Genomic DNA, 22,506 nt, shown 5'->3' on the forward strand with positions numbered 1-22,506 from the left:
GACGTTCAGCCCCGTGCTGAGCGCTCCTCCTCACCGGCGAGCGCAGCGGCAATCGAACGCGCGAGCGATTCCGTGATGCCGGGGACCGCCTGCAGCTCCTCGACCGATGCGCGGCGCACGGCCGCCGCCGAACCGAAGCGCTCGATGAGCGCCTTCTTGCGAGCCGGTCCGACGCCCGCGAGCCCATCGAGCGCCGACGTCACCTGACGTTTGCCGCGGACGCGCCGATGGTACGTGACCGCGAAGCGGTGCGCTTCGTCGCGTATCCGCTGGACGAGATGGAGCGCGGGAGAGTTGCGCGGCAAGAGCACGGGGACAGGCTCGTCGGGCAGATAGATCTCCTCGAACTGCTTCGCGAGCGCCGCGACCGGCATCGCGACGAGGTCGAGTTCCCTGAGCACCTCGAGGGCCGCTGAGAGTTGGCCGCGTCCGCCATCGATGAGCAACAGGTGCGGACGACGTGCGAACTTCTTGTCCTTGCCGAGCGTCGTGTCGTCGTCGACACCGGGCCGCAGATAGCGCAGGCGACGGCGGAGCATCTGCCCCATGTTCGCGAAATCGTCGTTCTTCTCGCTGCCCTGGATCTTGAAACGACGGTATTCCGACTTGCGCGGTTTGCCGTCCTCGAACACGACCATCGAGCCGACGACATCTTTGCCTTGGATATGCGAGATGTCGTAGCACTCGATGCGTTGCGGCAAGCCGGGGAGGTCGAGCGCGCCGGCCAACTCGTCGAGCGCGGCGGTCGCGCGTTCGGCGGCGACGGCCGTCGTCGCGAGGTGGTTCGCGAGATGCTGCTCCGCGTTTCGCCGCACTTTCTTCATGTAGTCGGCGCGGCGCCCACGCTCGGGGCAGAGTATACGGACGCGATTGCCGCGGATCGCCGAAAGCGCGCGCTCGACCTCCTCGCGATCTTCGATGCGGACGTCGATCATGATCTCTTTGGCGACCATCGGCGCGCGCGCGTAGAACTGCTTGACGAATTCCGAGGCGATCTCGTCGGGGCGACGGCCTTCGGTCCCCTCGACGATGAAGTCGTCTTGGCCGACGAGCTTGCCGTCGCGGACGTTGAAGACTTCGAGGCACGACAACCCCTGGCCGTGCGCACCTGAGATGAGATCCATGTCGATCTTGCTGCCCCAGACGACCTCTTGCTTCTCGAGGACGCGCCGCAGATCGGCGATGCGGTCGCGCAGCCGGCCAGCCTGTTCGAATGCGAAGTGCTCGGCCGCGTCCACCATCTCGCGCTCGAGCCGGTCGACGAGCACGCCCTGTTTGCCCGAGAGGAAGAGGACGACGTCGGCGACGATCGCGTCGTAGTCTTCTTTCGTCTGGAAGAACGCGCACGGCGCGAGGCAGCGCTTGATGTGGTACTGCAGACACGGGCGATGGTACTTCTCGCCGATGTCGGTATACTTGCACGTCCGAAGCGGAAAGACGCGGCGGATGACGTCGATCATATCGCGCAGCCGCGCCGCATTCGTGTATGGGCCGAAGTAGCGGCCGCCGTCCTCGATGATCTTACGCGTGAATATGACGCGCGGAAACGGCTCGTTGAACGTCACCTTGAGGAACGGGTACTTCTTGTCGTCCTTGAGGCGGATGTTGTAGTACGGCTGGTGCTGCTTGATGAGATTGCATTCGAGAAGCAGCGCCTCGGCTTCGTTGCGGACGATGATCGTGCGCACGTCCGCGACACGCTCGACCATCGCATCGGTGAACGCCTGCGACACCCGGCCGGCTTGGAAATACGAGCGGACGCGCGAGCGTAGGTCGATCGCCTTGCCGACGTACAGCACGTGGCCGCCCGCATCGAGCATCTGATAGATGCCGGGTTCCGTCGGGAGATGATCGAGCGTCTCTTTGAGGCGCGACTTGGCAGGCTCGCCGTCCATCGGAGATCCTTACGCTTTTGCGGCCTGCTTCTCCGCGCGGAAGTGCGACCAGATCCAGATGCCGATCGCGATGATGACGAGGATGACGAGCAGCACGGAGAATCGGCGGATGAACGGATCGAGTTCCGCCCAGTTCTTGCCGAGCACGAAGCCGAGCGAGGCGAACGCGGTGCACCAAATGAGCGATCCGGCTGCGGTGAATCCGGCGAAGACCGCGACGTGCATGCGCGTGACGCCCGCCGGCAATGACGCGAACGCACGGATGCCCGGCAACAGACGACAGATGAGCACCGCCCGCGAGCCGAACTTGTTGGACCAGCGTTCGATGCGTTCGAGGTCGGAGGGGCGGACGAAGACGAGCTTGCCGAAGCGCTCGAGGAGCGGCCGCCCGCCGTAGTAGCCGATCGCATAGGCGACGAGCGCGCCGGCGATGTCGCCCAACGTGCCGGCGGCGATGACCGCCCAGAGCTCGAGCTTTTGCCCTTGCGCGAGATAACCGCCGAACGACATCATGACCTCGCTCGGCAGCGGCACGAAACCCGTCGCCTGCAAACCCATGCCGCCGAAGATGCCAGCGTAACCGAGCTTGGCGATGAGATCGACGACCCAAGTAGTGACTTCGTGGAGCATCAAGACGCCGCTGGGGCCCGCTCCGCTTCTGCGGGCGAGGCGATAGACGACAGCGATGCGAGCACGCGAGCGCCGACGCCGCCGCCATCTTCTATGATCGCGTCGAGCAGATCGATCGGCGTGACGAACCCGTCAGCTTTCTTCGCCGCCGCAAGTTCGAAGACGCGTTTCACACGCGGCGTGACGATAACGCCTTCCCACGGATGATCGGAGGCGGGCTCCATGCTCGCGCGGCACGCCCACTTCACTTGCCACGGTTCGACGCCGTCGCGTCGGAAGCGTTCGCCGACATCGGGCGGCGTCATGATCGCCATGGACAGCAGCAGATGCTCGGTGCCGAGGTAGTAGTGGCTCGCGTTGCGGCACTCTTGTTCGGCGAGCGTGACGACCGCTCGGGCCGCCGGATCGAAGCGCGAGAACATCATCTGCCTTGCATCGTCGAAACGGCGGCCACCGGTCGAGATGAATCTCGACCGCTCCCAGCCGCCATAATCGGAATCTCGGGGCGACAGGACTTGAACCTGCGAACCTCTCGGTCCCGAACCGAGCGCTCTACCAAGCTGAGCTACGCCCCGATCAAGAACATCGAACTGACTGACCGATTTTGATTCTGCCGTCATCATATGCCCTCCTTGCCGTGCCCGCTCGCGGAGGGGAGTCGCCGATAGGCGCCACGAACAGGCCGTATCGCGCTGGGCTTGCAACGCGCGAATTGACCGGAGTCTTCCAACATGCGCTACCTCATCGTCGGCTGCGGCCGCGTCGGATCGACGCTGGCGAGACGCCTCATGCGCGCCGGTCATGAGATCACGGTCGTCGACGAAAATCCGGCGGCGTTCCGGCGCCTCGGCCGCAACTTCAACGGCCAGCAAGTCCTCGGCACCGGGATCGACGTCGACGTGCTGACGCGCGCCGGCGCCGCGAACGCCGACGGTTTCGCCGCTGTCACGCAAGGCGACAACCGCAACATCATGGCCGCGCTCATCGCGCAGCAGCATTTCAAGATCAAGAAGGTCGTCGCGCGCATCTACGACCCCGAGCGGTCGCAGATGTACCGCGACTTCGGGATCTCGACGATCTGCCCGACGACCGTCGGCGCGAAGCTCATGGCGAACGCGCTCATCGAGCAGACGTATCGCGTGCTTCCGTTCGAGCGTAAGGACATCGAAGTCATCGAGTTCGTCGTCACCGCGTCGCTCAACGGCAAGACGGTGAAGGACGTGACGATCGAGGGCAAGACCCAGGTGTGCGTCGTCGTCCGCCGTGACGCGAGCGTCGTGCCGAAAGCGGACCTGAAGCTCGAGACGGGTGACCGCGTCGTCACCGTCGTCGCGCCCGACTACCTCGACGAGTATCGCAAGCTCGTCGATACGAACCTCGCAAAGGCGGGCTAAGTGTTCATCGTTGTCGTCGGCGGCGGAAAGCTCGGCACGTATCTCGCGAAGACGCTCCTCGAGGAGCGCCACGAGGTCATCGTCGTCGAGAAAGACGAGCGCAAAGCGGCGCGGCTGTGCCAAGCGCTCGAGCTTGAGATCGCGCAGGTCGGCGACGGCTGCGATCCGCTCGTGCTCGAAGATGCCGGCGTCGCGCGGGCCGACGTCGTCGTTGCCGACACCGGCGACGACGAAGACAATCTCGTCATCTGCCTCGTCACGAAGAAGAAATTCCCGAAGCCGCGCACGATCGCGCGGGTCAACAATCCGAAGAACAAGCGCATCTTCGAGGAGCTCGGCATCGACTCGGTCATCAGCAGCACCGAAGTCGTCATGAAGATGATCCAGCAAGAGGTCAACGTGCGCGAGGTCGCCCCGCTCATGGCGTTCAAGGGCGGCAACCTCGAACTCGTACGGCTGTCCGTGCCCGAGGGCTCGCCGGCGAATCGCAAGCGCTTGTCGGATCTCAAGCTGCCGCGCCACTGCGTCATCGTCGCGCTCGAGCGCGCCGGCGAAGTGACCGTCCCCGGCGGCGACACGACCGTCGAGTCCGGCGACGTCATGCTCATCATCACCGAACCCGGCGCGACGCCCGAACTCAAGACCCAACTCGTCGGCGCCGGCACCCGCTAAGCCAAAAAAATAGCTCAGGGAGCGGTCGAGATTCATCTCGACCGCCGCGACCTTGCCTTTTAGAAAATGTAGTAGGCCGAGCGAAGCTCGGCTCGATAAAAAATGTAGCGGTCGAGCTTTAGCTCGACCGCCGCGACCTATCGGGAGTCGAGACCTGGCGGCAGAGTCCGCGCGGTTTCCAGTCGAGCGCGACGGACGAGAACGGTTTGGAAGCGTCTTGCAGCACGGAGGCAAATCCGAAGCGGTTCTTCGACCCGATCGCGGTGAGCTTCATCGGCACGCCCGCGCGCACGATGATCGCCTGACCCCCCGCGCTTTGCGTCTGAACGCCGGCCGGCGTCTCGACGCACGTCTCTCCTGTCACTGTATAGAACGCTTCGACGCCCGGGTGCCGATGGACGCGCGTGGCCATGCCTGGCGTGAAGTCACCCTCGACATACTCGACCGCATATCGTTTGGCCGAGACGAGCGGCAACGCGCCGATCCGCGCGACTCTGCGTCCGGCGCCGGCATGCCATCCGCCGCCTGCGATCGTGAACAGCCAGGCAGCGCCGTGCGAATCGAACACCACGCCATGCGGGCCTCGGGCGGCGATCGCCGCACTGGTTGACGGGAACTCATCGATGTACCAATATGCCGGCGCGCGAAGCTGCGACCCGAGATCCACTCGGCCGACGACGATGCAACCAACGCGGGGCGCACCGGGCGCGAGCGGCGCGCACGGCCGAACCTCGACCTGCGTCGGCCCATGAGGCGCGGTCGCGTGACCTGCCGGCGTCATCTGACCTGTCAGGAAAATCGCCACTAGCAGAGCGATGACGGTCATCGGAAAATGCTTCACCCGAAGCCGCGGGTGAAGTTGCCGATGCGAAGCTTCGGGAATTCGCGAGCGAGCCAACCGATCCAGTTGCGCATCCCGATCGGCTTCTTCCTCGGTCGGCCGACGGCAGCAAAGTAAACGGCGGGGTCGACATTGAGCGTCCGCGTCTGGACCATCGAAATCGGATACGCTCGCAGCATGTTCGCGAAGGCTTCCATCTCGTCGGGATCGTCCGTGACGCCTGGATGCGTCAACAGATTCAGCGATATCGACGCATCGTGATCGCCTCCGACGCGCATGCTCTCCGCGACGTCCGCCAGCGAGTATCCCTTAGGGCGATAGTATGCGGCGTAAACATCGGGTCGCGCGCTGTTGAGGCTGACGCGAACGGATGTAAGGCCCGCATAGAGGAGCTGCTCGAGCGCGCGTGGCCTACTCGCGTTCGTATTGATGTGGATCGTCCCCGCCGATGTCGACGCACGGATGCCCTTGATCGCTCGCGCGACGAGCGGTGCGGCGAGGAGCGGCTCGCCCTCACAGCCTTGGCCGAACGACACGATGCCGTCCGGCGCGGCGGTCAAATGCGCGACGGCGACTGCGACGATTTCGTCGACGGTCGGTGCGACTCGAACGCGCGTCTGCGCGCTTTGAATGCGGGCGTCCGGCTCTTGTTCAGAGATACAGCCGATGCACTTCGCGTTGCACGCCGGCGAGACGGGGATCGCGGCCTCTCCCGATCGCAGAAAGACATTTTGAGCGGTAAAGCAGCCGTATTCGGTCGCGCACAGCGCAAGCTGGCGGATCAGCCCACTCGTCGGGAACTCGCGACGCCGCGCCTCGATTCCAGCCCGGACGATGTCGGTCGCATGCGCCTCGGGGCTCCAGGTCTCGAGCGCATCGGTCCGCGTAGCGCCTACGCAGATGTGCCGGCCGTCCCATGCCACCGCAGCGTAGCCATATAAAGGAAGCGGCGGTGCGCCGGCGCGCTCGACGTAGGCTGGCAAGAGCGTCCGTGTATATCCTAATGGAAGGGCAGCGGCGACCGCATCGACTTCGGACCCGTCTATCTCGCCGACGACGCTGCGTCGGGAAGCGTTGAAACCGACGACCGATCGTCCGGGGAGCGTCAGCAGCAGCGACCCTTCGGGCAGGGGGATGAAATCGCGCTGGTGCGCGGGCGCGATCAGGCCGTCATCAGCGCCGGCGCGCAGTGCGGGCAGGTCGAGGACGGTACCGTCGGAACGAGCGAAAAGCGGATTCATGAACTCTGCCGAGCTTCGCTCGGCATACCACATTATCTTACGGCATCTTACGGCGAGACGGCGACGACTTCGTCGGCGACGTCGATCGTCGTGTCGAAGACGAGTTCGGCGCCGCCGGTGAGGAACGCGTTTTCACCCGCGCCCGCCCACTCGACCGTCACGTCGCCGCCGAGCATCGTGACCCGAACCGGCGACTCTGCGCGGCCGAGTTCGATCGCCGCGATCGCGACGGCACACGCGCCCGTACCGCACGCCTGGGTCTCACCGACACCACGTTCGTAGACGCGCATCGCTAGCGGACCGCCGGAGAATATGCGCGCGATCTCGACATTGACGCCGTCGGGATACGTGCCGTCGGCGGCGATCGCATCCGCGGCCGAGGCGAGGTCGACCGGCATCAAGTCGACGTCGACGAAGACGACGCAGTGCGGATTGCCCATCGAGACGTCGACGCGATCGCCCGCGATGCCGACGGTTCTCACCTTGCCGTACTCCCTGATCTCGCCCGGCACGCCCATGTCGACGCGCACGGAAAACTGCGAGCTGCCGGCGATCTCTGTTCGTACCGTGCCCGACACGGTTTCTATCTTGAGACGAGTAGGCGCCGTCGGTGTCCTGTCGTGCATGTAACGCGCGACGCAGCGCACGCCGTTGCCGCACATCTCCGCCTGCGAGCCGTCGGCGTTGTAGATACGCATCTTGAGGTCTGCGCCCATATTCGACGCTCGCTCGAGGACGAGCAGACCGTCGGCGCCGATGCCGACGTGGCGATCACACAGCGTCTGCGCGAGGTCTGGATAGGGAAGCTCGCTGCCGGCCCTGCGGTCGAGCAACACGAAATCGTTGCCTGTTCCTTGGCACTTGGTGATCGAGATCCGGGCCATGCGAAAAAGCGCGCTAGGATGCGGACGTGCGCGCGATTCCCTCTGCGGCAGGCGCCGCTTGATCGCCGTTGGACGCCGCCACCGGCGCAGGACGCGATGCCGAAAGATCGTGACCCGTGAATTGCACTGGCGTCTGCGGCGACACGGTCGACACTGCGTGCTTGTAGACGAGGTGCGGCTTGTTATCGTATTCGAGGATGATCGTGAAGCTGTCGAACCCGCGGACGTGACCTCGCAACTGGTAGCCGTTGCGGAGGTAGATCGTCACCGGCGCGTTCTCTCTCTTCATCGCCTGCAAATACGCGTCTTGCAGCGGCAGATTGTTCTTCACGCCTTATTGACTCCGATGTTCTCTCTATGTCGCGCGCTCCGGCGCTCGGTGCCGTGGCTTCACGTACGCGACGTGGTTTCCCTTGCAATACTAACGATAGCATCGGCCGCAGCGCGTTCGTCCGACGCGTCGACGCGCGGTGCCGCATCCATGCGACGGAACCACGTACGTTGGCGCTTCGCGTAGCGAAGCGTGCGATTGATGGTCGACGCGATCGCTTCCGCGCGCGTCATCTCGCCCCGAGACCAAGCGAGCGCCTCAGCGTATCCGAGACCGGTGAGCGCAGGCGCCTGGGGACAGCGCCCCGACACCGCAAGCGCCTCATCGACGATCCCTTTTTCGAACATCCCTCGTGCACGAGCGGCGATTCGCTCAGCGAGCACCGCACTATCGAGGTCGAGGACGACGATATCGAGCCGCCGCGTCGCCAGCGGCGCAGAGTTCGGATGCGATGGTTCGCCAGCCCGGCTCGCTAGGACGCTTTCGATCGCGCGCAGCGTGCGGTATCGATCGTTCGATGGTACGCGCTTGGCGTCGTCCGGTCCGATGACGCCAAGCCACTCGTACAGCGTTGCGTGTTCGTGCACCGACGCTTCGACCCGAACGCGCGTGCGAACGACCTCATCTGCCGCGCGGCGATCCATCGGCATGCTTCCGCCGAGCGCCTCGATGTAAAGGCCCGTGCCGCCCACGACGATCGGTAGTCGCCCGCGCTCATCGATCGCGCCCATGACCGCGTTCGCATCTCGAACGAATGCCCCCGCGCTGTAGCGTTCGCACGGATCGACGAATTGGAAAAGATGGTGCGGCACGGACGCGAGCGCCTCGCGAGATGGTACACCGGTGCCGACGGTCAGGCCGCGGTAGATCTGACGCGAATCCGCGTTGACGATCTCGCCGTCGAGCGCCCGCGCGACCTCTAGCGCGATCGCGGACTTGCCCGCCGCGGTCGGCCCGCAGATCGCGAGTGCGCGCGGCTGTGAAGAGGCGTTCACACGCGCTTGAACGCTTTGGCGAGCGCGAGGCGATCCAGCCGCAGCATCGTCGGCCGGCCATGCGGGCAGCTGTGCGGCTCGCGGCACCGGACGAGCCGCTCGTACAGCGATGCTTGCTCCTGCGGCGAAAGCGCTTCGCCCGCTCTTACGACCGAGTGGCACGCGATGGTCGCGAGCACGCGATTGCGATGCGCGACGCCTTCGCGCGGCGCATCGTCGGCGCCGAGATCGTCGAGCAACCCGTCGAGGTCGAAGCGGCGTTTCTCGTAACCGGCGGGCAGCGACGCGATGCGATAGGCGCCGTCGCCGAACGGCTCGACGACGACGCCCGCCGCCGCAAGTTCTTCCTCGGCATCGTGAAGCACCGCCGCGCGTGCCGGCGTCAGTTCGATGACTGACGGGAAAAGCAGCGGCGCCGCCGTGTCCGTCGCGCCCGCGCCGTCGACGATCGCTTCGTATGCGATGCGCTCGTGCGCCGCGTGCTGGTCGATGACGATCATCTCGCCGTCGTTCGCGGCGACGATGAACGTGCGCTCGATCTGCCCCAGCATCCGGACGCCGTTCCCCGTGCGTGACGGTGCGAACGAGAGTTGCGCTTCGACGGCGTCGAACGACTCGCCGAGCTTCGATCGGCCTACTACATTTTCGGTTACCCCGCTGTCCAGTGGCATAGAGCTCACCGCGAAGGACCGCACCGTTTCGGTCGCACGCAAGGTTCGTGCGACGGCGCGCCGCACCGCATCGAACACCGCCGCCTGGTTGGCGAAGCGCACTTCGACCTTCGTCGGATGGACGTTGACGTCGACCTCGCCGGGCGGCAACCGGACGCCGAGCGCGCCGTACGGGTAGCGGCCGGTCATGCCGAACGATCCGTAGCCCGCGAGCCACGCCGATGAGAGCGCCGCGCTCCTCACCAGGCGGCCGTTCACGAAGAACACTTGACCGTTGCGATTCGAGCGGTCGCGGCCGGGTGCGGAAATGTGGCCGCTGACGAGCTCGATGCCGTGCGCATCTTCTTCTACTTTGACGAGTGCGCCGCGAGCGCCGCGACCGAAGACGACCTCGAGGCGATCGACAGGATCATCGACGGCTTGCAGCGTCCAGACATCGCGCCCATCGCTTTTGAGCGCGAACGCGACGCGCGGATGACCGAGCGATAGCTGGCCGAGCAGCGAGGCGATGCGTGCGAACTCGGCGCGTCCGCTTTTCAAGAACTCGCGGCGCGCGGGCGTCAGGGCGAAGAGATCTCGGACGACGACCTTCGTTCCGGGCGGCGCCGCTATCTGCGTCGGGTCACCGAACGTGACGCCACGCGCTTCGATGCGGGCGCCGAAGTCCGATTCGCGCGTCCGCGAGATCAGCTCGACTCGGCCGGCCACGGCGATGCTCGCAAGACCCTCGCCTCGGAAGCCGAGACTCGAGATCGAAAAAAGATCGTCGGCGCTCGTGAGCTTACTCGTAGCGTGCCGCGCAAAGGCAAGCCGTAACTCGCCGGGCGCGATGCCGCCGCCGTCGTCCGTCACCGATATCGACGTGCGTCCGCCGTCGCCGCAGTCGACGACGATCGACGTCGCACCGGCGTCGAGGCTGTTCTCGACGAGTTCTTTGACGACGGAGACTGGCCGCTCGATGACTTCGCCCGCGGCGATCTGGGCGATCGTCGCGTCGTCGAGCGCGCGGATAGAGGGTGACGGCACGGCTGGCGGTTTCGGGGGTGCGAAGCGGAGCGCCCTCGCCTCAAGAATCCCACGGGAGGGGACAACGACGTGTTGACAACCCGAAACGTTTACGCTATTGTACTACTACGTTAGTACGACAGTACAATAGTACTGAAACCGCTAACCGAAAATGAGGAGATCGAAATGGAACCGCGCTTTTTCTACCACACCCCCGGCGACGAACCGCAGCACACGTTCATCGCGCTCCCCATCCAGACCGGCTCGCTGACGTTCGGCGGCTGGGGCCCGAAACTCTAAGCGAAGCGGCGACGAACCACATGCCTTCCATCTTCACCGTCGATCCGCACTCCGGCGTGCCGATCTACCTCCAGCTCATCGAGCAGGTGAAACGATCGGTCGCGCTCGGCGTGCTGACGCCCGGCGAACAGCTCCCGACGGTGAAACAGCTCGCCCTCGAACTGACGATCAACGCGAACACGGTCGGCCGCGTCTACCGCGAGCTCGAACGTGACGGCGTCATCGAGACGAGTCCCGGCCGCGGATCCTTCGTTCGCGACAACGGCGGCGTCGGCCGCGCGACGCGTGCCGCATCGGACGTCGCGGCTGCCGCGCTCGACACCGCGGTGCGCGAAGCGAAGTCGATCGGCATCGGCGCCGACGACGCGATCGCGCTCTTCCGCAAAGCGCTCGCGCGCTGGTATCCCGGCTCGCACGACATGGAGAACAAGTGATGATGAACGAGAGCACGCCGGCGATCTCGATCGATCGCCTGACGAAGCGTTACGGAGACACGCTCGCGGTCGAGAGCCTGTCGCTCGCGATCCCGCAAGGGTCGATCTTCGGACTGCTCGGCACGAACGGCGCCGGCAAGACGACGACCTTCAAGTGCATGCTCGGGCTCGCCCGGCCGAGCGAGGGCTCGATCTCGTTCGAGGGCCGGCCGTTGACGCCGCCGCTCTTCGAGCGGCTCTCGTACGTTCCGGAGAAATCCGCGCTCTACGAGTGGATGACCGGCGCACAGCTGCTCGAGATGCAGCGCCGCTCCTTCCGCCGCTATGACGACAAGCGCGCGAACGAGCTCATGGATCTCTTCGCGCTCGATCGCAAGAAGAAGTTAGGCAAGTTTTCGAAAGGCCAGCAGACCGCGATGGCGCTCGTCCTCGCCTTTTCGATCCACCCCGAGATCCTCGTCCTCGACGAACCAGCTGCCGGGCTCGATCCCGTCCATCAGCGCCACGTGCTCGACCTCATCATCGGTGAGTCGGCGGGCGGCGCGACCGTCATCTTCTCTTCACACCAGATCGGCCAGGTGGAGCGCGCTGCGGAGCGCGTCGCGATCATGCACCGCGGCACGCTTCGCCTGGCCGGGGAGGTCGAGCAGCTGAAAGCCGATCTCAAAGTCGTCGAAGCGACGTTCGATACCGATGCGCCGTCGCTCAACGGTTTATCAGCCGAGCCGTCCGTAGGCCAGATCCAGCGCGCCGGCCGGCTCGTCCGCATCTACGTCAAGGGCAACGGCGATGAGATCGCGCGCAAGATCGGCGACATGCGCCCGCGCAGCGTCCGCATCCTCGATCAGAACCTCGAGGACATCTTCCTCACCACCGTCGGCTCGTCGGGTCCAGCCGCGGCGGCCGACGTCTCCGGCGCGTCAGGACGCTAGCGCCATGCAGTACACGCAGACCCTGCGGATGCTCAACGGCCTCAAGGTGCTCGCGATCGTCTTCGGCGCGCTTTACGTGTTCGTCGTGATCATCGCCGCGTCGAACGGCTTCTTCGCCCACATAGCGCACCCCGACAAGCAGTTCGAGATCCCGCTGCCTGCCCTCTTCGCCTTCGCCGGTTTTGTCACGTGCATCTTTTGCTCGAGCTACGGACGCACGTTGTCCGAGGAGAACGATGGACATCTTCCGGTCGTCTGGACGCGGCCGATGTCGCGCATCCAGACCACGCTGACCATCCTCAAAGTAGACGCCATCGGCATGCTCGCGGCGTTCGCGATGTATATGGTCCTGGCGGCGGTTTTTATCACGACGTTCCAGGTCTGGCACTACGTCACGGTGCCGAGCAACACGCTCGCGCAATTCGGTCGGTTCATCCTCGAGCCTATCGCGTTCTACGCACTCCTTATGGCGGTCACGGCCTCGACCGGATCCGCGGGGCGCGGCCTTATCGGTTGGTTTTGGGTCGGCGCCATCTTCCTCAGCATCCTCGCAGCGAGCCCTATTCCGAATCCGTGGCATGAGATCTTCAACATCGCCGATTTCATCAACCCGCTCGCTTACGGCTCGTATCACTACACCGCCGGCACGACGACGGTGAACGTCAATGGCAGCTCGGCGCTGACGTATGTCGCCGCGCTGTCGCCCGCCACGGACGCGGTCGCCCTCCTCATCCTCTTCGCCGCCGGCTTCGCGCTCGGTCTCGCGCAGTGGCGTCGATTGGAGGCCTGACATGTTCTACGTCGAGTCGCTGCGCGTCACCCGAAGCTCTCTCGTGTGCGCCCTATGGCTGGGCATCGCGCTCGCGATCAACCTCTTGATCGCGAAAGCCGGCCACATGAACGTCGACCAGCCGATGCAATTCTCGCTCGTGGTCGTGTGGGCATTCGCGGGCATCATCACCTCGATCTACGCGTCGATCCTCGGCGGCAGCCTCGCGCGGGAAAATGACGGCCACCTCCCCGTCGCCTGGACGAAGCCGTATTCGCGGCCGGTGCACGCGCTCGCGAAGATGGCGGTCGATCTCGGCGGGATCGCATTCGTATTCGCGCTGACGTGCGCGGTCGTCTTCATCTATCTCGCGGCGATCGGCGTCATGCGCGACATCGTCGTCACGCCCGACACGTGGACTCAGCTGCTTCGCTTCTTCATCGCGCCGGCGGCGTTCTACGGCCTCGTCCAAGCCCTGACTTCGACGCTCGCGCGACGAGCAGGTGCCGTCATCGGGTTCACGTGGGTGGGTCTCATCGGGCTCATCGCCTTGTCGTTCAAGTATTTGCCGCCTCCATTCCACGCGATCGTCGACTTCCTCAACTACGCAAACCCGCTCGTCTACATAGCGTTCGACGTCGACAAGAACGGAACGGTCGTCACGTACGGCACGGCAGCGGCGGCCGCACTCGCCCTCATCGCCATCATCGGAAGCGCGACGGCGATCATCCGCTGGCAGCGATTGGAGGCATGATCATGCGGATCTTCGGCACGCGTTTCCAGCTCTCGCTCGGCGACCTGCGTTTCACGATCGGCCTCTCGGTCGACGCGCAGCAACCCGGCGACGGACAGGATGAGACGTCATGAATATGCTCGTCATGCGGACGGCCGCATTCGCCGTCGGCTCGGCGATCGCAGGCTGCGTCTACGCGACGCAGTCCGCGAGCAGCGCCGCGGTTTCGCCGGCGCCATCGATCGCCGTCTATCCCGGCGCTCACCGGACATCTGGCAATCCGGCCGGCGACGGCGCCGACGTCCAAGTGCACCTGCCTGTCGTGTCGCTCCACATCACAGCGGCGCGGTACGACACTGGCGACGCGCCCGCGCATGTGATCGCCTTCTACAAGAAGTCGCTTGCGTCGTTCGGTCCCGTCAAACTCAGCCATGGTGGTCCCCACACGCACGTACGCGACTTCTCGTGGGACTCGAACCCGGATCAAACGACGCTGCAGGCCGGGGATAACATCGTTGCGGTCAAGCCGCTCAGCCACGGCTCCGAGTTCGCGATCATCCGTATCGAGGCGACGCCGGTGACCGCTTCATCGGGGCAGTGACACGCCCGCACGGCGCCGCTATAATTGTCCTAAACGACTAGGACAATAGGACACCTTTGGTTTCATCACGAAAGGGCAGCGCTATGCTCGCTATGATCCTTGCTTCCTTATTGTTCGCGGCCGACGCGGCATCACCGTCGCCGGCAACGTCAACGCCCGCACCCAGTTCAGTCGCGATACCCGACGGAACGTACACGTACGAATTCCGAGCGGGCGGCGGCACGATCGGCACGTCCGTCATCACGATCGCCCGCGCGAATGGCGGCCTGAAAGCGCACGAAGTCGCTTCCATACAAGTGACGTACACGCTCGACTCGTCGCTCGATCCCGCGACGCTTTCGACGACCGCAGTCCACGCGGTTGTCGGGTCGACGCCGCTCGACGTGGCGTTCGGAAGCACGAGCATCACCGAGACCGCGAAGGGCAAGACGTTCACGCTCCCCGTCGCCGCCGGCGCGAAGGGCAACGTCGTGTTGAGCGGTCCCGTCATGACCGGCTTCTTTCTGGCTGCAGCGCAGGTCCATGCGACCGGTTCGATGGTCTTGACCGGCGTCGACATCGGCGCTGCACAATCATTGCTCATCACTCTCGTCCCGGCGCCCTCGTCTTCACGGCCTGCCAAAATCGGCTCAACCGATATCGGCTACGTCGCGAAAGGCCTGGTAAACGGTGAGGTGACTGTCTGGGCGGATCCGTCAACTCTGGTGCCGGAAGAGATGGACGTGCCGTCTCAGGGTATATCGATCGTGCTCACCAAGAAATCGACCGTGTCGATGGCGACCCAACAAGCGAATCCGGCGGTTCCAACGCCGCTGCCGACCGCCGTGCCGCACTTCACGAGCCGCGATGTCAGTTTCACATCTCGAGACGGAACGAAACTTGCGGGTACCGTCACGGTACCAGATCGCGCGACGGCGGGGATGCCCGCCGTCGTTCTCGTTCACGGCAGCGGGCCAGTCGACCGAAACGAACAAGTCGGGCCGAATCCGATTTTCCTCGAGCTGAGCAACGCGCTGTCGAATAACGGGTTCGTCGTCCTGCGCTACGACAAGCGCGGCATCGGCAAGAGTGGTGGGAACGCGCGGAACGCGACGCGCGACGACCTGCTCGACGACGCACGCGCGGCCCTCGCGTTCGTGGGTCGCTATCACAACGTCGATCCGCATCGCGTTTTCGTCCTCGGGCACAGCGAGGGTGGCGAGCTGGCGCCGTCGCTCGCGGCCGGCGGCGCGCCGCTCCGCGGCATCGCGCTCATGGCCCCGCCTGCGATTCCGCTCGATCAGATCCTCATCCAGCAGACCTCGCGCGGCCTGACGGGAACCGCCAAAGCGCAGGCTATCGCCGACGAGCAAAAGCAGATCGCGATGGTGAAGGCCGGCACCGCGAATCCATACGGCGCCGGCCCGTGGCTGCGCAGCTCGTTCGGTATCGATCCGGCGCAGGTCATCAAGAAGGTGCCATGCCCGATTTTGATCTTGCAGGGCGGCAAAGATTTCCAAGTGCTCGCGAAAGATCTGCCGCGGCTCGTCGATGCCGCCAAGTCCGCGCATCGCGATGTCACCGTCCGCGTCTTCCCGAACGACGATCATCTTTTCATCACGGTGCCGACCGGCCATACCGCCGTTCCCGCCGAGTACCTCGCGCCGCATCGCGTCGACCCCGCGATGGTCAGCGCGCTCCTTGCCTGGCTCCACGCGAAGTCCTAGCCTTACATGCTTGAAATGGAGCGGTCGACCTTCATGGTCGACCGCTGACGAGCCAGACAGACCGCGGCGGTCGAGCTAAAGCTCGACCGCTACAGAATCTAAAGTAAGACCGCGGCGGTCGAGCTAAAGGTCGGCCGCTCCATCGGTCGGATTTAACGATTATTTTTGGGCGTCGATGGGGGTCGGCACGCGAAACGCAGCTGAGCCGTTCGTCTTCACCTGGTTGAGCAGACGATTCGCGAGCTTGACGTTGTTGCGGCCGCTCTGCTTCGCTGCGTAGAGCGCATCGTCGGCCGCCTTGACGAGGGCCGGCCGCGATGAGGTGTCTTGCGGATATCCCGCGACGCCGATCGAGACGGTTATCTTCGCTGTCGCGCTGTCGAGTTGGAAGAGCCGGTCCTGCACCGCCTGGCGCAGCCGGCCCGCGACCATCGCCGCTTCCGCTTTGATCGTCTCCGGCATGACGACGGTGAACTCGTCGCCGCCGTAGCGGCAGCAGATGTCGTCCTTGCGGGCGTGCTGCCGGATGACTTCGCCGAGCTGGCGCAAGAGTTCGTCGCCCTGCGGATGACCGTAGGTGTCGTTGACGTGCTTGAAATAGTCGACGTCGAGGATGAGCAGCGCGAGCGATTGCTTCGTCGTCTGCGCGCGGCGATATTCTGCGTCAAGGCGCTCTTGATAGGCACGGTTCGTCAGCAAGCCGGTCATCGAGTCTGTATCGGCGAGCTCGAGCGTCTTGCTGTGCAACCGCGCGTTTTGGATGCCGACGGACGCGAGCCGGATGAGCCGGTCGACGAGCCGCTGCATGTCGAACGTGAAGCCGCCGTAGACGGCCGACGTGAAAAGGACCGATCCGATGGTGACGCCTTCGCTGACGATCGGCACGACCATCGCGCCGCGAACCGCTTTCGGTTTGGGCAAGCTCGCGTCGCGCATTTCTTTTTGGAGATCCGGAACGATGAGCGGCCGCTGCTCGGTGGCCGAATAACCGACGAGCCCGTCCGTGAAACGCAGCTTGCTGCCGCGATAGAAGTCGGCATGCGATCCGGAGATCGCCTCCGCGCAAAGGATCTCTTCGCCGATGCCGTCGTCGTAACGCGCGACGTAGACGACGACGTTCTGCCACGGCACCGACTCGCGGAACTGGCGCAACATATTGAGCAACTGCGTCAAGACTTCGGCCATCGCGAGCTTCGTTCCGAGATCGGAACCCGCATCGAGGACGTGGTTGATCGCGCGGATCTGACGCTCCGCGCTGCGGCGGGCGACGAGCGAGAACGCAGCGGCGAGATACGGCCCGATACCGATGACGAGGCCTTGCGTGATCCCGGCGCCGATCGAGGCCGTACCCGCGACGACGACGCCCACGGTATAGGCCACCGACGCTGCACCGATGAGCGCAGCCGCGCCGCCGATGCCAAGCACGGCGGCATCGAGGCCCGGGAGCATCGCGATCGTGCTCGCGCCCGATTTCCAAGCGACAAGGCCGGTCGCGATGATGTCGAGCGCGATGAGCACGCCGTAGCTGCCAGGACGAAGCGCCGCCTTCTGCTCGACCGAATTCGGCGTAGCCCTCGGTGGCAGCGCGAGAACAACCGTGAAGACCGAATAACCGAGCAGCGCGAAGACGAGCCAATCCGGGATGATGGCGCCGAGGGGAAACGCGACCGTCTGCAAGACCGCGAGCAGTCTGGCTGCGGCGATCGTGAGCGGATACGTGAAGAACCTGCTCGTTTGCTGGATGATGGCCCGCAACGGGTTCATCGGACTCTGGGGGCCCCCACTTCGTCAGATAGTGAGACGCAATTGATGGTCCGGTCCTTCGGCCGTGCGTCGCCGAACGGGCTTGGACCGCAATCGCGGCCTGCTCTCTATCTCATCGGCAATTTCCTGTGCTCGTGCCACGACCTCGGGAGGCAGGCCCGCCATCTTCGCGACCGCGATCCCATACGAACGGCTGCTCGCGCCATGGAGCACGCGATGCGAAAATATCGGCCCTGATTGCTCTTCCGCGACGGCTACGTGAAGGTTTTCGATTAGACCGAAGGCGTCCGACAACCCCACCAGCTCGTGAAAGTGTGTCGCAAATAACACGATGGGCATGGCCTCGGTCAACCCCAGGAGATATTCGGAGACCGCCTGGGCGATAGCAAGGCCGTCGGTCGTGCCCGTTCCGCGTCCCACTTCGTCTATGAGCAACAGACTGCGCACCGTGCAGCGCCGGAGGATGAGCGCCATCTCCGCCATCTCGACGTAGAACGTCGACCTGCCGGCCGCTATATCGTCGCCCGCGCCTATGCGCGTGAACATGCGGTCGACGATGCCGAGTTTCGCGCGCGACGCGGGCACGTACGAACCCATCTGCGCGAGCACGGATACCAACGCCGTCTGCCGCAGGTACGTCGACTTGCCGCCCATATTCGGGCCGGTGATCAGCAAGAATCGCTTGTCCGAATCGGCGCGGCACTCATTCGCGATGAAGTCGACGCCGCCGAACGCCTCGACTATCGGATGGCGAGCAGCGTCGACGTCGATGATCCGCTCGTCGACGACGTCCGGGCGCGAGTAACGCCGCTCCGCGGCGACTTGCGCCAGCGAGCAGTAGACGTCGATCTCGGCGATCGCGCCGGCGGCGGCGAGCAGCGCGGCAGAATCCGCGTCGATCTCCGCGAGCAACGCTTCGAAGGCCTCGCGTTCGAGTTCGACCTGCCGCGCCTTCGCGCCGAGGATCGCCGTCTCGAGCTCCTTGAGGTCGACGTTCGTGAAACGCTCGGCGTTGACGAGGCTTTGGCGGCGCGCGAAATCCGGTGGAACGCTCTCCGATTGCGAACGCGGCAGCTCGAAATAGTAGCCGAACGCCTGCGTGTACTTCACTTTGAGCGATTTGATGCCGGTGCGCGAGCGCGTCGCCGCTTCGAGGGCGAGCAGGCGCTCACGACTCCGCGTTCGCAGCTCGACGACATCCGCCAGCGCCGGTGACCTCTCGGGTCTGATCGCGCCGCCGTCGGACAATGTCGGCGGCGGATCCTCGACGAGCGCCGTTTTCAAAACCCCCGTCAGGCGCGCGAGCACGCCGTGCGCGTCGATCGCGGCGGCGAGCGACGAGAGCCCGTCGTCGCCGACCCGCTCGACCGCGGATCCGATGAGCGCTGCCGCCTCGAGCGAGCGGCGTAGAGTAGCCACGTCACGCGGGCCAGCTCGCCGCGCACCGATCTTTTGGACGATCCGCTCGATGTCGCCGATGAGCGCAAGCGATTCTTGGAGCTCGACACGCGGAGAAGCCCGCCTGACGAGCGATTCGACGCGATCGAGCCGGCGACGGATTTCCGCGACGTCGACGAGCGGCGCGCACACGCGCGATGCGAGCAGCCGGCTGCCCATCGACGTGCGCGTCCGCGCAAGAACGCCGAGCAGCGATGCGCGCGTATCCGAACCTGATCCGGTGACGAGGTCGAGGTGACGTCGCGTCGCAGGATCGATGAGCATCGAACTCGCGGATGACGCCGGTACCGCGCGAGCGCAGATGCCTGCACCGTCGAGCTTGAGCCTCGTCAGGTAACTCTCGAGCAGCCGCAGCGCAGACGCCGCAGCCGGACGCTCGTCGCGCGAGAACGTGCCGAGCGCTGACGGCGCATCGACTGCCGAACCGTTCGTAGCCCCGGCGGGGGCGAGCGCGAAGACCGAAACCCGACAGCTCTCGCCGGCGAGCGGCTCGACGATTTCCGCGGTCGCCGTATCGGCGACGACGATCTCCGACGGGTCGAGCGCGTCGAGCGCAGCCGCGAAATCGTCTTCATCGCCGATGGCCTGGACGGTCGCCGCGCCGGTCGAAACATCAGCGGCCACGATCGCGATCGCGCCGGTATCTTTGAAGACTGCGCACAGGTGGTTGTGTCTATCGGGCGTGAGGAATTGGTCCTCGAGCACCGTGCCGGGCGTCAAGACGCGGACGATCTCGCGCCGGACGAGCCGGTTGGGAACCGGCTGCTCCATCTGCTCCGCGATCGCGATGACGCGGCGTTGGCGGATGAGCCGCGCGAGATACGTGTCGACGCTGTGGTATGGCACGCCCGCCATCGCGACGCGCTTACCTTTGCCCGCTTCCTTCGACGTGAGGATGATATGGAGCGAGCGCGCGAGATCTTCCGCGTCGTCGCCGTATGCTTCGTAGAAATCGCCGACGCGCGATAGCAGGAGCGCTTCGGGGAACTCGGACTTGAGCGCGTTGTACTGCGCGATGAGCGGCGAGTCGGCGCTCACGCGATGACGCCGGACAGACCCCAGTTGTACGCCTGGTCGATCGCGACGTCGACGAACGGCCGGTGTTCGGTGCGCTCATCGCGCGGATAGATGACCGTCACGTTGTGGCCGGTCTTGCCCGCCATCCGCGCCGCATCTTTCTTCGAGGGTCCTTGCGTGAGGACGCGGACCGTGTCGCCGATGAACGACTCGTGGAAGCGCCGCGTCGCTTCGTTCTGCGCCGCGTTCACCGCTTGGAGCCGGCGGATCTTCTCCGCTTGCGGCACCTGCGGCGTCATCGTCGCCGCAGGCGTGCCCGCGCGCGGCGAATACGCGAAGATGAAGGCTTGCTCGAACGTCCCCGCGCTCACCACGTCGAGCGTCTTTTCGAAATCCGCCTCGGTCTCGGTTGGATAACCGACGATGATGTCGGTCGTCAGCGCCCAGCCCGCAAGCCGTTCGCGGAAGTAGGCGACCTTGTCGAGATACTCCTCGATCGTGTAGAGGCGCGCCATTTTCTCGAGCACCGCGTTGCTCCCCGACTGCATCGGCAAATGCATGCGCGGCGCCGCGTTCGGCAGTTCGGCGAGCGCGTCGACGACCGGGCGGTCGAAATCTTTCGGATGCGACGTGAGAAACGTCAGCCTGTCGACCCCTTCGATCGCCTTGAGCCTTCGCAGCAGGCCGGCGAAATCGAGGCCCGATCCGTGCAGATACGAATTGACGTTTTGACCGAGCAGCATGATCTCTTTCGCGCCGGCTTTCACCTCGCGCCGGATCTGCGACTCGATCTCCTCCGGATCGATGCTCTCGAGCGGACCGCGCGTGTACGGCACGATGCAATACGTGCAGAACTTCTCGCAGCCGCGCGTGATGTTGACGAGCGCGCGCAGATGCGCGTACGCCTGGTGCGTATCCTGACCGGGATCGTCTTCGGCCGACGGCATCGTGAAGATCGCCCCGGCGGGCGGCGCGTCCGTCGCGACGCCCCAACCGTCGAGCAGCTGCTTGAACTGCCGATAGTCGCGCGGCCCCAGCAGCGCATCGACCCACGGCGCCTTCGAACGCAGGATCTCGCGGTCTTTCTCCGCCAGGCAGCCGCACACGAGGAGCTTCGACTCGGGGCGGGCTTCCTTGAAGACCTTGAGTTGGCCGAGCCGGCCGTAGACCCGCGTCTCCGCCTTCTCGCGGATCGCACAGGTGTTGAGGATCACGATGTCCGCAAGTGCTGGATCGGCTACGAACGTGCAGCCCATCGACCACGCCTGATGCGCAAGGCCGTTCGAGTCGGCGACGTTCATCTGGCAGCCGAAGGTCTGCATGTAGATCTGCGTCATCGGGGGTGATGCTCGGCCGTCGATGACGTGCCCGCCGGCGCGCCGATGCGCGCGAGCAGCGAGCGCGGCAGATACACCTTGCCGCCGAGGAGCGCCGGCGAGATGCTCATCGTCTCTTGCTTGCCGTTGAACGTGTATGCGCGCGAACCGATCGTGCACTCGACCTCGACGCCGCGGAAGTGGATGATGACGTCGCTGCCGGCGATGGCGATCGCCGCGCCGGGTACGACCGTCTGGACAGGCTCGAGCAAGTCATCCTCGGGTTCGATCGCCGCGGTCGACGGCGGCGCGAACGAGATCGTCGTCGTCACGCCGGGGAAGACGTCGACGACGCGCATCGAGCGCGCGGCCTTCGGATCCGGCGGCTGCAGCGTCACGATGTGGTAGCCTGCGCCGGTCGGGTGCGGCACGATCGGCGTCGTGCCGAGCGGCGCGCCGTCGAGATAGACGTGCGAGCCTTCGGGCGCACCCGCGACGGCGAGCGCGCCTTGACCCTTCGAAGAGTTGTCGCCGGCATTGCGCTGCATGATGACGCTCACCGGCTCGATCCGGCCGACCGAGACGTCGAACGTCGCCGTCTGCGGCTGCCAGCCGGCCGCGGAAAGCGTCACCGAGTGATGACCCGGGAGCACGTCATCGATATAGACGGGCGTCGAGCCGACGTAGACGCCGTCGAGCCAGGCGGATGCATTAGCGGGAAGGCTCGTCAGGTACGCACCGCCGTGCGCCGGAAACGTCGGCGCGGGCGCGGGTTGGGGTGGAGCAGCGCCCGATAAGGCCCATACAAAGGAAAGAACGAGCGACGCGCGCAGCATGCGGCATCGGTTCGATGCCGTCCGACCGCGCCCTGGCGCTGCCGAGGCGGTCAGTGTCGCGGTGTCGAAAACGACGTTCAC

The 22,506-nt window shown here is 65.2% G+C and carries 20 protein-coding genes, 1 tRNA gene and 1 pseudogene; 8 read left to right on the forward strand and 14 right to left on the reverse strand.

All coding sequences use genetic code 11. The annotated features are described in order from the left end of the window. Window positions 1-5: 5 nt before the first annotated feature. The 4 genes from uvrC to VFO25_08820 form a co-directional block, all read right to left on the reverse strand. Window positions 6-1,895: an excinuclease ABC subunit UvrC gene (gene uvrC, locus VFO25_08805; protein ID HET9342997.1), complete on the reverse strand. Its 1,890-nt coding sequence runs from the start codon at window positions 1,893-1,895 to the stop codon at window positions 6-8. A 9-nt stretch (window positions 1,896-1,904) separates the two neighbouring features. Beyond that, window positions 1,905-2,525, reverse strand: coding sequence for a DedA family protein (locus VFO25_08810; protein HET9342998.1), 621 nt, complete (start codon window positions 2,523-2,525; stop codon window positions 1,905-1,907). Then, on the reverse strand, window positions 2,525-2,950 hold the full coding sequence (locus VFO25_08815) for a Clp protease N-terminal domain-containing protein (GenBank protein HET9342999.1): 426 nt from the start codon (window positions 2,948-2,950) through the stop codon (window positions 2,525-2,527). Before VFO25_08815 ends, VFO25_08810 begins: the two co-directional genes overlap by 1 nt. Window positions 2,951-3,025: 75 nt before the next feature. Further along, window positions 3,026-3,100: transfer RNA gene (locus tag VFO25_08820), tRNA-Pro, on the reverse strand. 156 nt (window positions 3,101-3,256) lie between these two features. On the opposite strand from VFO25_08820, the gene VFO25_08825 reads away from it, so the two are divergent. Further along, window positions 3,257-3,919 (forward strand): TrkA family potassium uptake protein, encoded by a 663-nt coding sequence (locus VFO25_08825; protein ID HET9343000.1) that lies wholly within the window; start codon window positions 3,257-3,259, stop codon window positions 3,917-3,919. Then, on the forward strand, window positions 3,920-4,591 hold the full coding sequence (locus VFO25_08830) for an NAD-binding protein (GenBank protein HET9343001.1): 672 nt from the start codon (window positions 3,920-3,922) through the stop codon (window positions 4,589-4,591). 118 nt (window positions 4,592-4,709) lie between these two features. Here the strand turns inward: VFO25_08830 and VFO25_08835 are convergent, their stop codons facing one another. From VFO25_08835 to mutL, 6 genes and pseudogenes are all read right to left on the reverse strand, one after another. After that, window positions 4,710-5,417, reverse strand: a complete 708-nt coding sequence (locus VFO25_08835) for a hypothetical protein (GenBank protein HET9343002.1) — start codon at window positions 5,415-5,417, stop codon at window positions 4,710-4,712. An 11-nt stretch (window positions 5,418-5,428) separates the two neighbouring features. Then, the gene (locus tag VFO25_08840) at window positions 5,429-6,673 is read right to left on the reverse strand and encodes a radical SAM protein (GenBank protein ID HET9343003.1); all 1,245 of its coding nucleotides are present in this window, start codon (window positions 6,671-6,673) and stop codon (window positions 5,429-5,431) included. Between the two features lie 47 nt (window positions 6,674-6,720). Continuing rightward, window positions 6,721-7,557, reverse strand: a complete 837-nt coding sequence (gene dapF, locus VFO25_08845) for a diaminopimelate epimerase (protein ID HET9343004.1) — start codon at window positions 7,555-7,557, stop codon at window positions 6,721-6,723. 133 nt (window positions 7,558-7,690) lie between these two features. Continuing rightward, window positions 7,691-7,876 (reverse strand): annotated as a pseudogene (hfq, locus tag VFO25_08850) (RNA chaperone Hfq). A gap of 71 nt (window positions 7,877-7,947) precedes the next feature. Next, window positions 7,948-8,883, reverse strand: a complete 936-nt coding sequence (gene miaA, locus VFO25_08855; protein HET9343005.1) for a tRNA (adenosine(37)-N6)-dimethylallyltransferase MiaA — start codon at window positions 8,881-8,883, stop codon at window positions 7,948-7,950. Beyond that, entirely contained in the window at window positions 8,880-10,580 is a 1,701-nt protein-coding gene (gene mutL, locus VFO25_08860; GenBank protein ID HET9343006.1) for a DNA mismatch repair endonuclease MutL, read from the reverse strand. Before mutL ends, miaA begins: the two co-directional genes overlap by 4 nt. A 299-nt stretch (window positions 10,581-10,879) precedes the next feature. On the opposite strand from mutL, the gene VFO25_08865 reads away from it, so the two are divergent. The 6 genes from VFO25_08865 to VFO25_08890 all read left to right on the forward strand — a co-directional run bounded on the left by VFO25_08865 (window position 10,880) and on the right by VFO25_08890 (window position 16,034). Further along, complete coding sequence (locus VFO25_08865) at window positions 10,880-11,293, forward strand: GntR family transcriptional regulator (protein HET9343007.1); 414 nt, start codon at window positions 10,880-10,882, stop codon at window positions 11,291-11,293. Further along, entirely contained in the window at window positions 11,293-12,225 is a 933-nt protein-coding gene (locus VFO25_08870; GenBank protein ID HET9343008.1) for an ABC transporter ATP-binding protein, read from the forward strand. The genes VFO25_08865 and VFO25_08870 overlap by 1 nt, the downstream gene beginning before the upstream one ends. A gap of 4 nt (window positions 12,226-12,229) precedes the next feature. Further along, window positions 12,230-13,015, forward strand: a complete 786-nt coding sequence (locus tag VFO25_08875; protein HET9343009.1) for a hypothetical protein — start codon at window positions 12,230-12,232, stop codon at window positions 13,013-13,015. A gap of 1 nt (window position 13,016) precedes the next feature. Beyond that, complete coding sequence (locus tag VFO25_08880) at window positions 13,017-13,748, forward strand: hypothetical protein (GenBank protein HET9343010.1); 732 nt, start codon at window positions 13,017-13,019, stop codon at window positions 13,746-13,748. Window positions 13,749-13,857: 109 nt separating this feature from the next. After that, window positions 13,858-14,328, forward strand: a complete 471-nt coding sequence (locus VFO25_08885; GenBank protein HET9343011.1) for a hypothetical protein — start codon at window positions 13,858-13,860, stop codon at window positions 14,326-14,328. An 83-nt stretch (window positions 14,329-14,411) separates the two neighbouring features. Beyond that, complete coding sequence (locus tag VFO25_08890; protein HET9343012.1) at window positions 14,412-16,034, forward strand: alpha/beta fold hydrolase; 1,623 nt, start codon at window positions 14,412-14,414, stop codon at window positions 16,032-16,034. A 159-nt stretch (window positions 16,035-16,193) separates the two neighbouring features. Here VFO25_08890 and VFO25_08895 read toward each other — a convergent pair whose 3' ends face one another. From VFO25_08895 to VFO25_08910, 4 genes are read right to left on the reverse strand one after another with little or no spacing between them, the layout of a single operon-like run. Next, window positions 16,194-17,789 (reverse strand): sensor domain-containing diguanylate cyclase, encoded by a 1,596-nt coding sequence (locus tag VFO25_08895; GenBank protein HET9343013.1) that lies wholly within the window; start codon window positions 17,787-17,789, stop codon window positions 16,194-16,196. A 33-nt stretch (window positions 17,790-17,822) separates the two neighbouring features. Then, entirely contained in the window at window positions 17,823-20,294 is a 2,472-nt protein-coding gene (gene mutS / locus VFO25_08900) for a DNA mismatch repair protein MutS (protein ID HET9343014.1), read from the reverse strand. Continuing rightward, a complete protein-coding gene (gene miaB, locus VFO25_08905) occupies window positions 20,291-21,610 on the reverse strand; it encodes a tRNA (N6-isopentenyl adenosine(37)-C2)-methylthiotransferase MiaB (protein ID HET9343015.1) in 1,320 nt (439 codons plus the stop codon). Before miaB ends, mutS begins: the two co-directional genes overlap by 4 nt. Then, window positions 21,607-22,506, reverse strand: coding sequence for a PEGA domain-containing protein (locus VFO25_08910; protein ID HET9343016.1), 900 nt, complete (start codon window positions 22,504-22,506; stop codon window positions 21,607-21,609). The genes miaB and VFO25_08910 overlap by 4 nt, the downstream gene beginning before the upstream one ends.

The sequence above is a fragment of the Candidatus Eremiobacteraceae bacterium genome, from assembly GCA_035710745.1.
Taxonomy (GTDB): Bacteria; Vulcanimicrobiota; Vulcanimicrobiia; order Eremiobacterales; family Eremiobacteraceae; genus JANWLL01.

What these genes read in the sequence shown, in the direction of transcription:
- VFO25_08835 (HET9343002.1), bottom strand. Translation starts at nt 5,417, where the DNA reads ATGACCGTCATCGCTCTGCTAGTGGCGATTTTCCTGACAGGTCAGATG.
- VFO25_08815 (HET9342999.1), bottom strand. Translation starts at nt 2,950, where the DNA reads ATGATGTTCTCGCGCTTCGATCCGGCGGCCCGAGCGGTCGTCACGCTC.
- VFO25_08880 (HET9343010.1), top strand. Translation starts at nt 13,017, where the DNA reads ATGTTCTACGTCGAGTCGCTGCGCGTCACCCGAAGCTCTCTCGTGTGC.
- VFO25_08840 (HET9343003.1), bottom strand. Translation starts at nt 6,673, where the DNA reads ATGAATCCGCTTTTCGCTCGTTCCGACGGTACCGTCCTCGACCTGCCC.
- VFO25_08870 (HET9343008.1), top strand. Translation starts at nt 11,293, where the DNA reads ATGATGAACGAGAGCACGCCGGCGATCTCGATCGATCGCCTGACGAAG.
- VFO25_08890 (HET9343012.1), top strand. Translation starts at nt 14,412, where the DNA reads ATGCTCGCTATGATCCTTGCTTCCTTATTGTTCGCGGCCGACGCGGCA.
- VFO25_08865 (HET9343007.1), top strand. Translation starts at nt 10,880, where the DNA reads ATGCCTTCCATCTTCACCGTCGATCCGCACTCCGGCGTGCCGATCTAC.
- VFO25_08825 (HET9343000.1), top strand. Translation starts at nt 3,257, where the DNA reads ATGCGCTACCTCATCGTCGGCTGCGGCCGCGTCGGATCGACGCTGGCG.
- miaB (HET9343015.1), bottom strand. Translation starts at nt 21,610, where the DNA reads ATGACGCAGATCTACATGCAGACCTTCGGCTGCCAGATGAACGTCGCC.
- dapF (HET9343004.1), bottom strand. Translation starts at nt 7,557, where the DNA reads ATGGCCCGGATCTCGATCACCAAGTGCCAAGGAACAGGCAACGATTTC.
- uvrC (HET9342997.1), bottom strand. Translation starts at nt 1,895, where the DNA reads ATGGACGGCGAGCCTGCCAAGTCGCGCCTCAAAGAGACGCTCGATCAT.
- VFO25_08875 (HET9343009.1), top strand. Translation starts at nt 12,230, where the DNA reads ATGCAGTACACGCAGACCCTGCGGATGCTCAACGGCCTCAAGGTGCTC.
- VFO25_08885 (HET9343011.1), top strand. Translation starts at nt 13,858, where the DNA reads ATGAATATGCTCGTCATGCGGACGGCCGCATTCGCCGTCGGCTCGGCG.
- VFO25_08810 (HET9342998.1), bottom strand. Translation starts at nt 2,525, where the DNA reads ATGCTCCACGAAGTCACTACTTGGGTCGTCGATCTCATCGCCAAGCTC.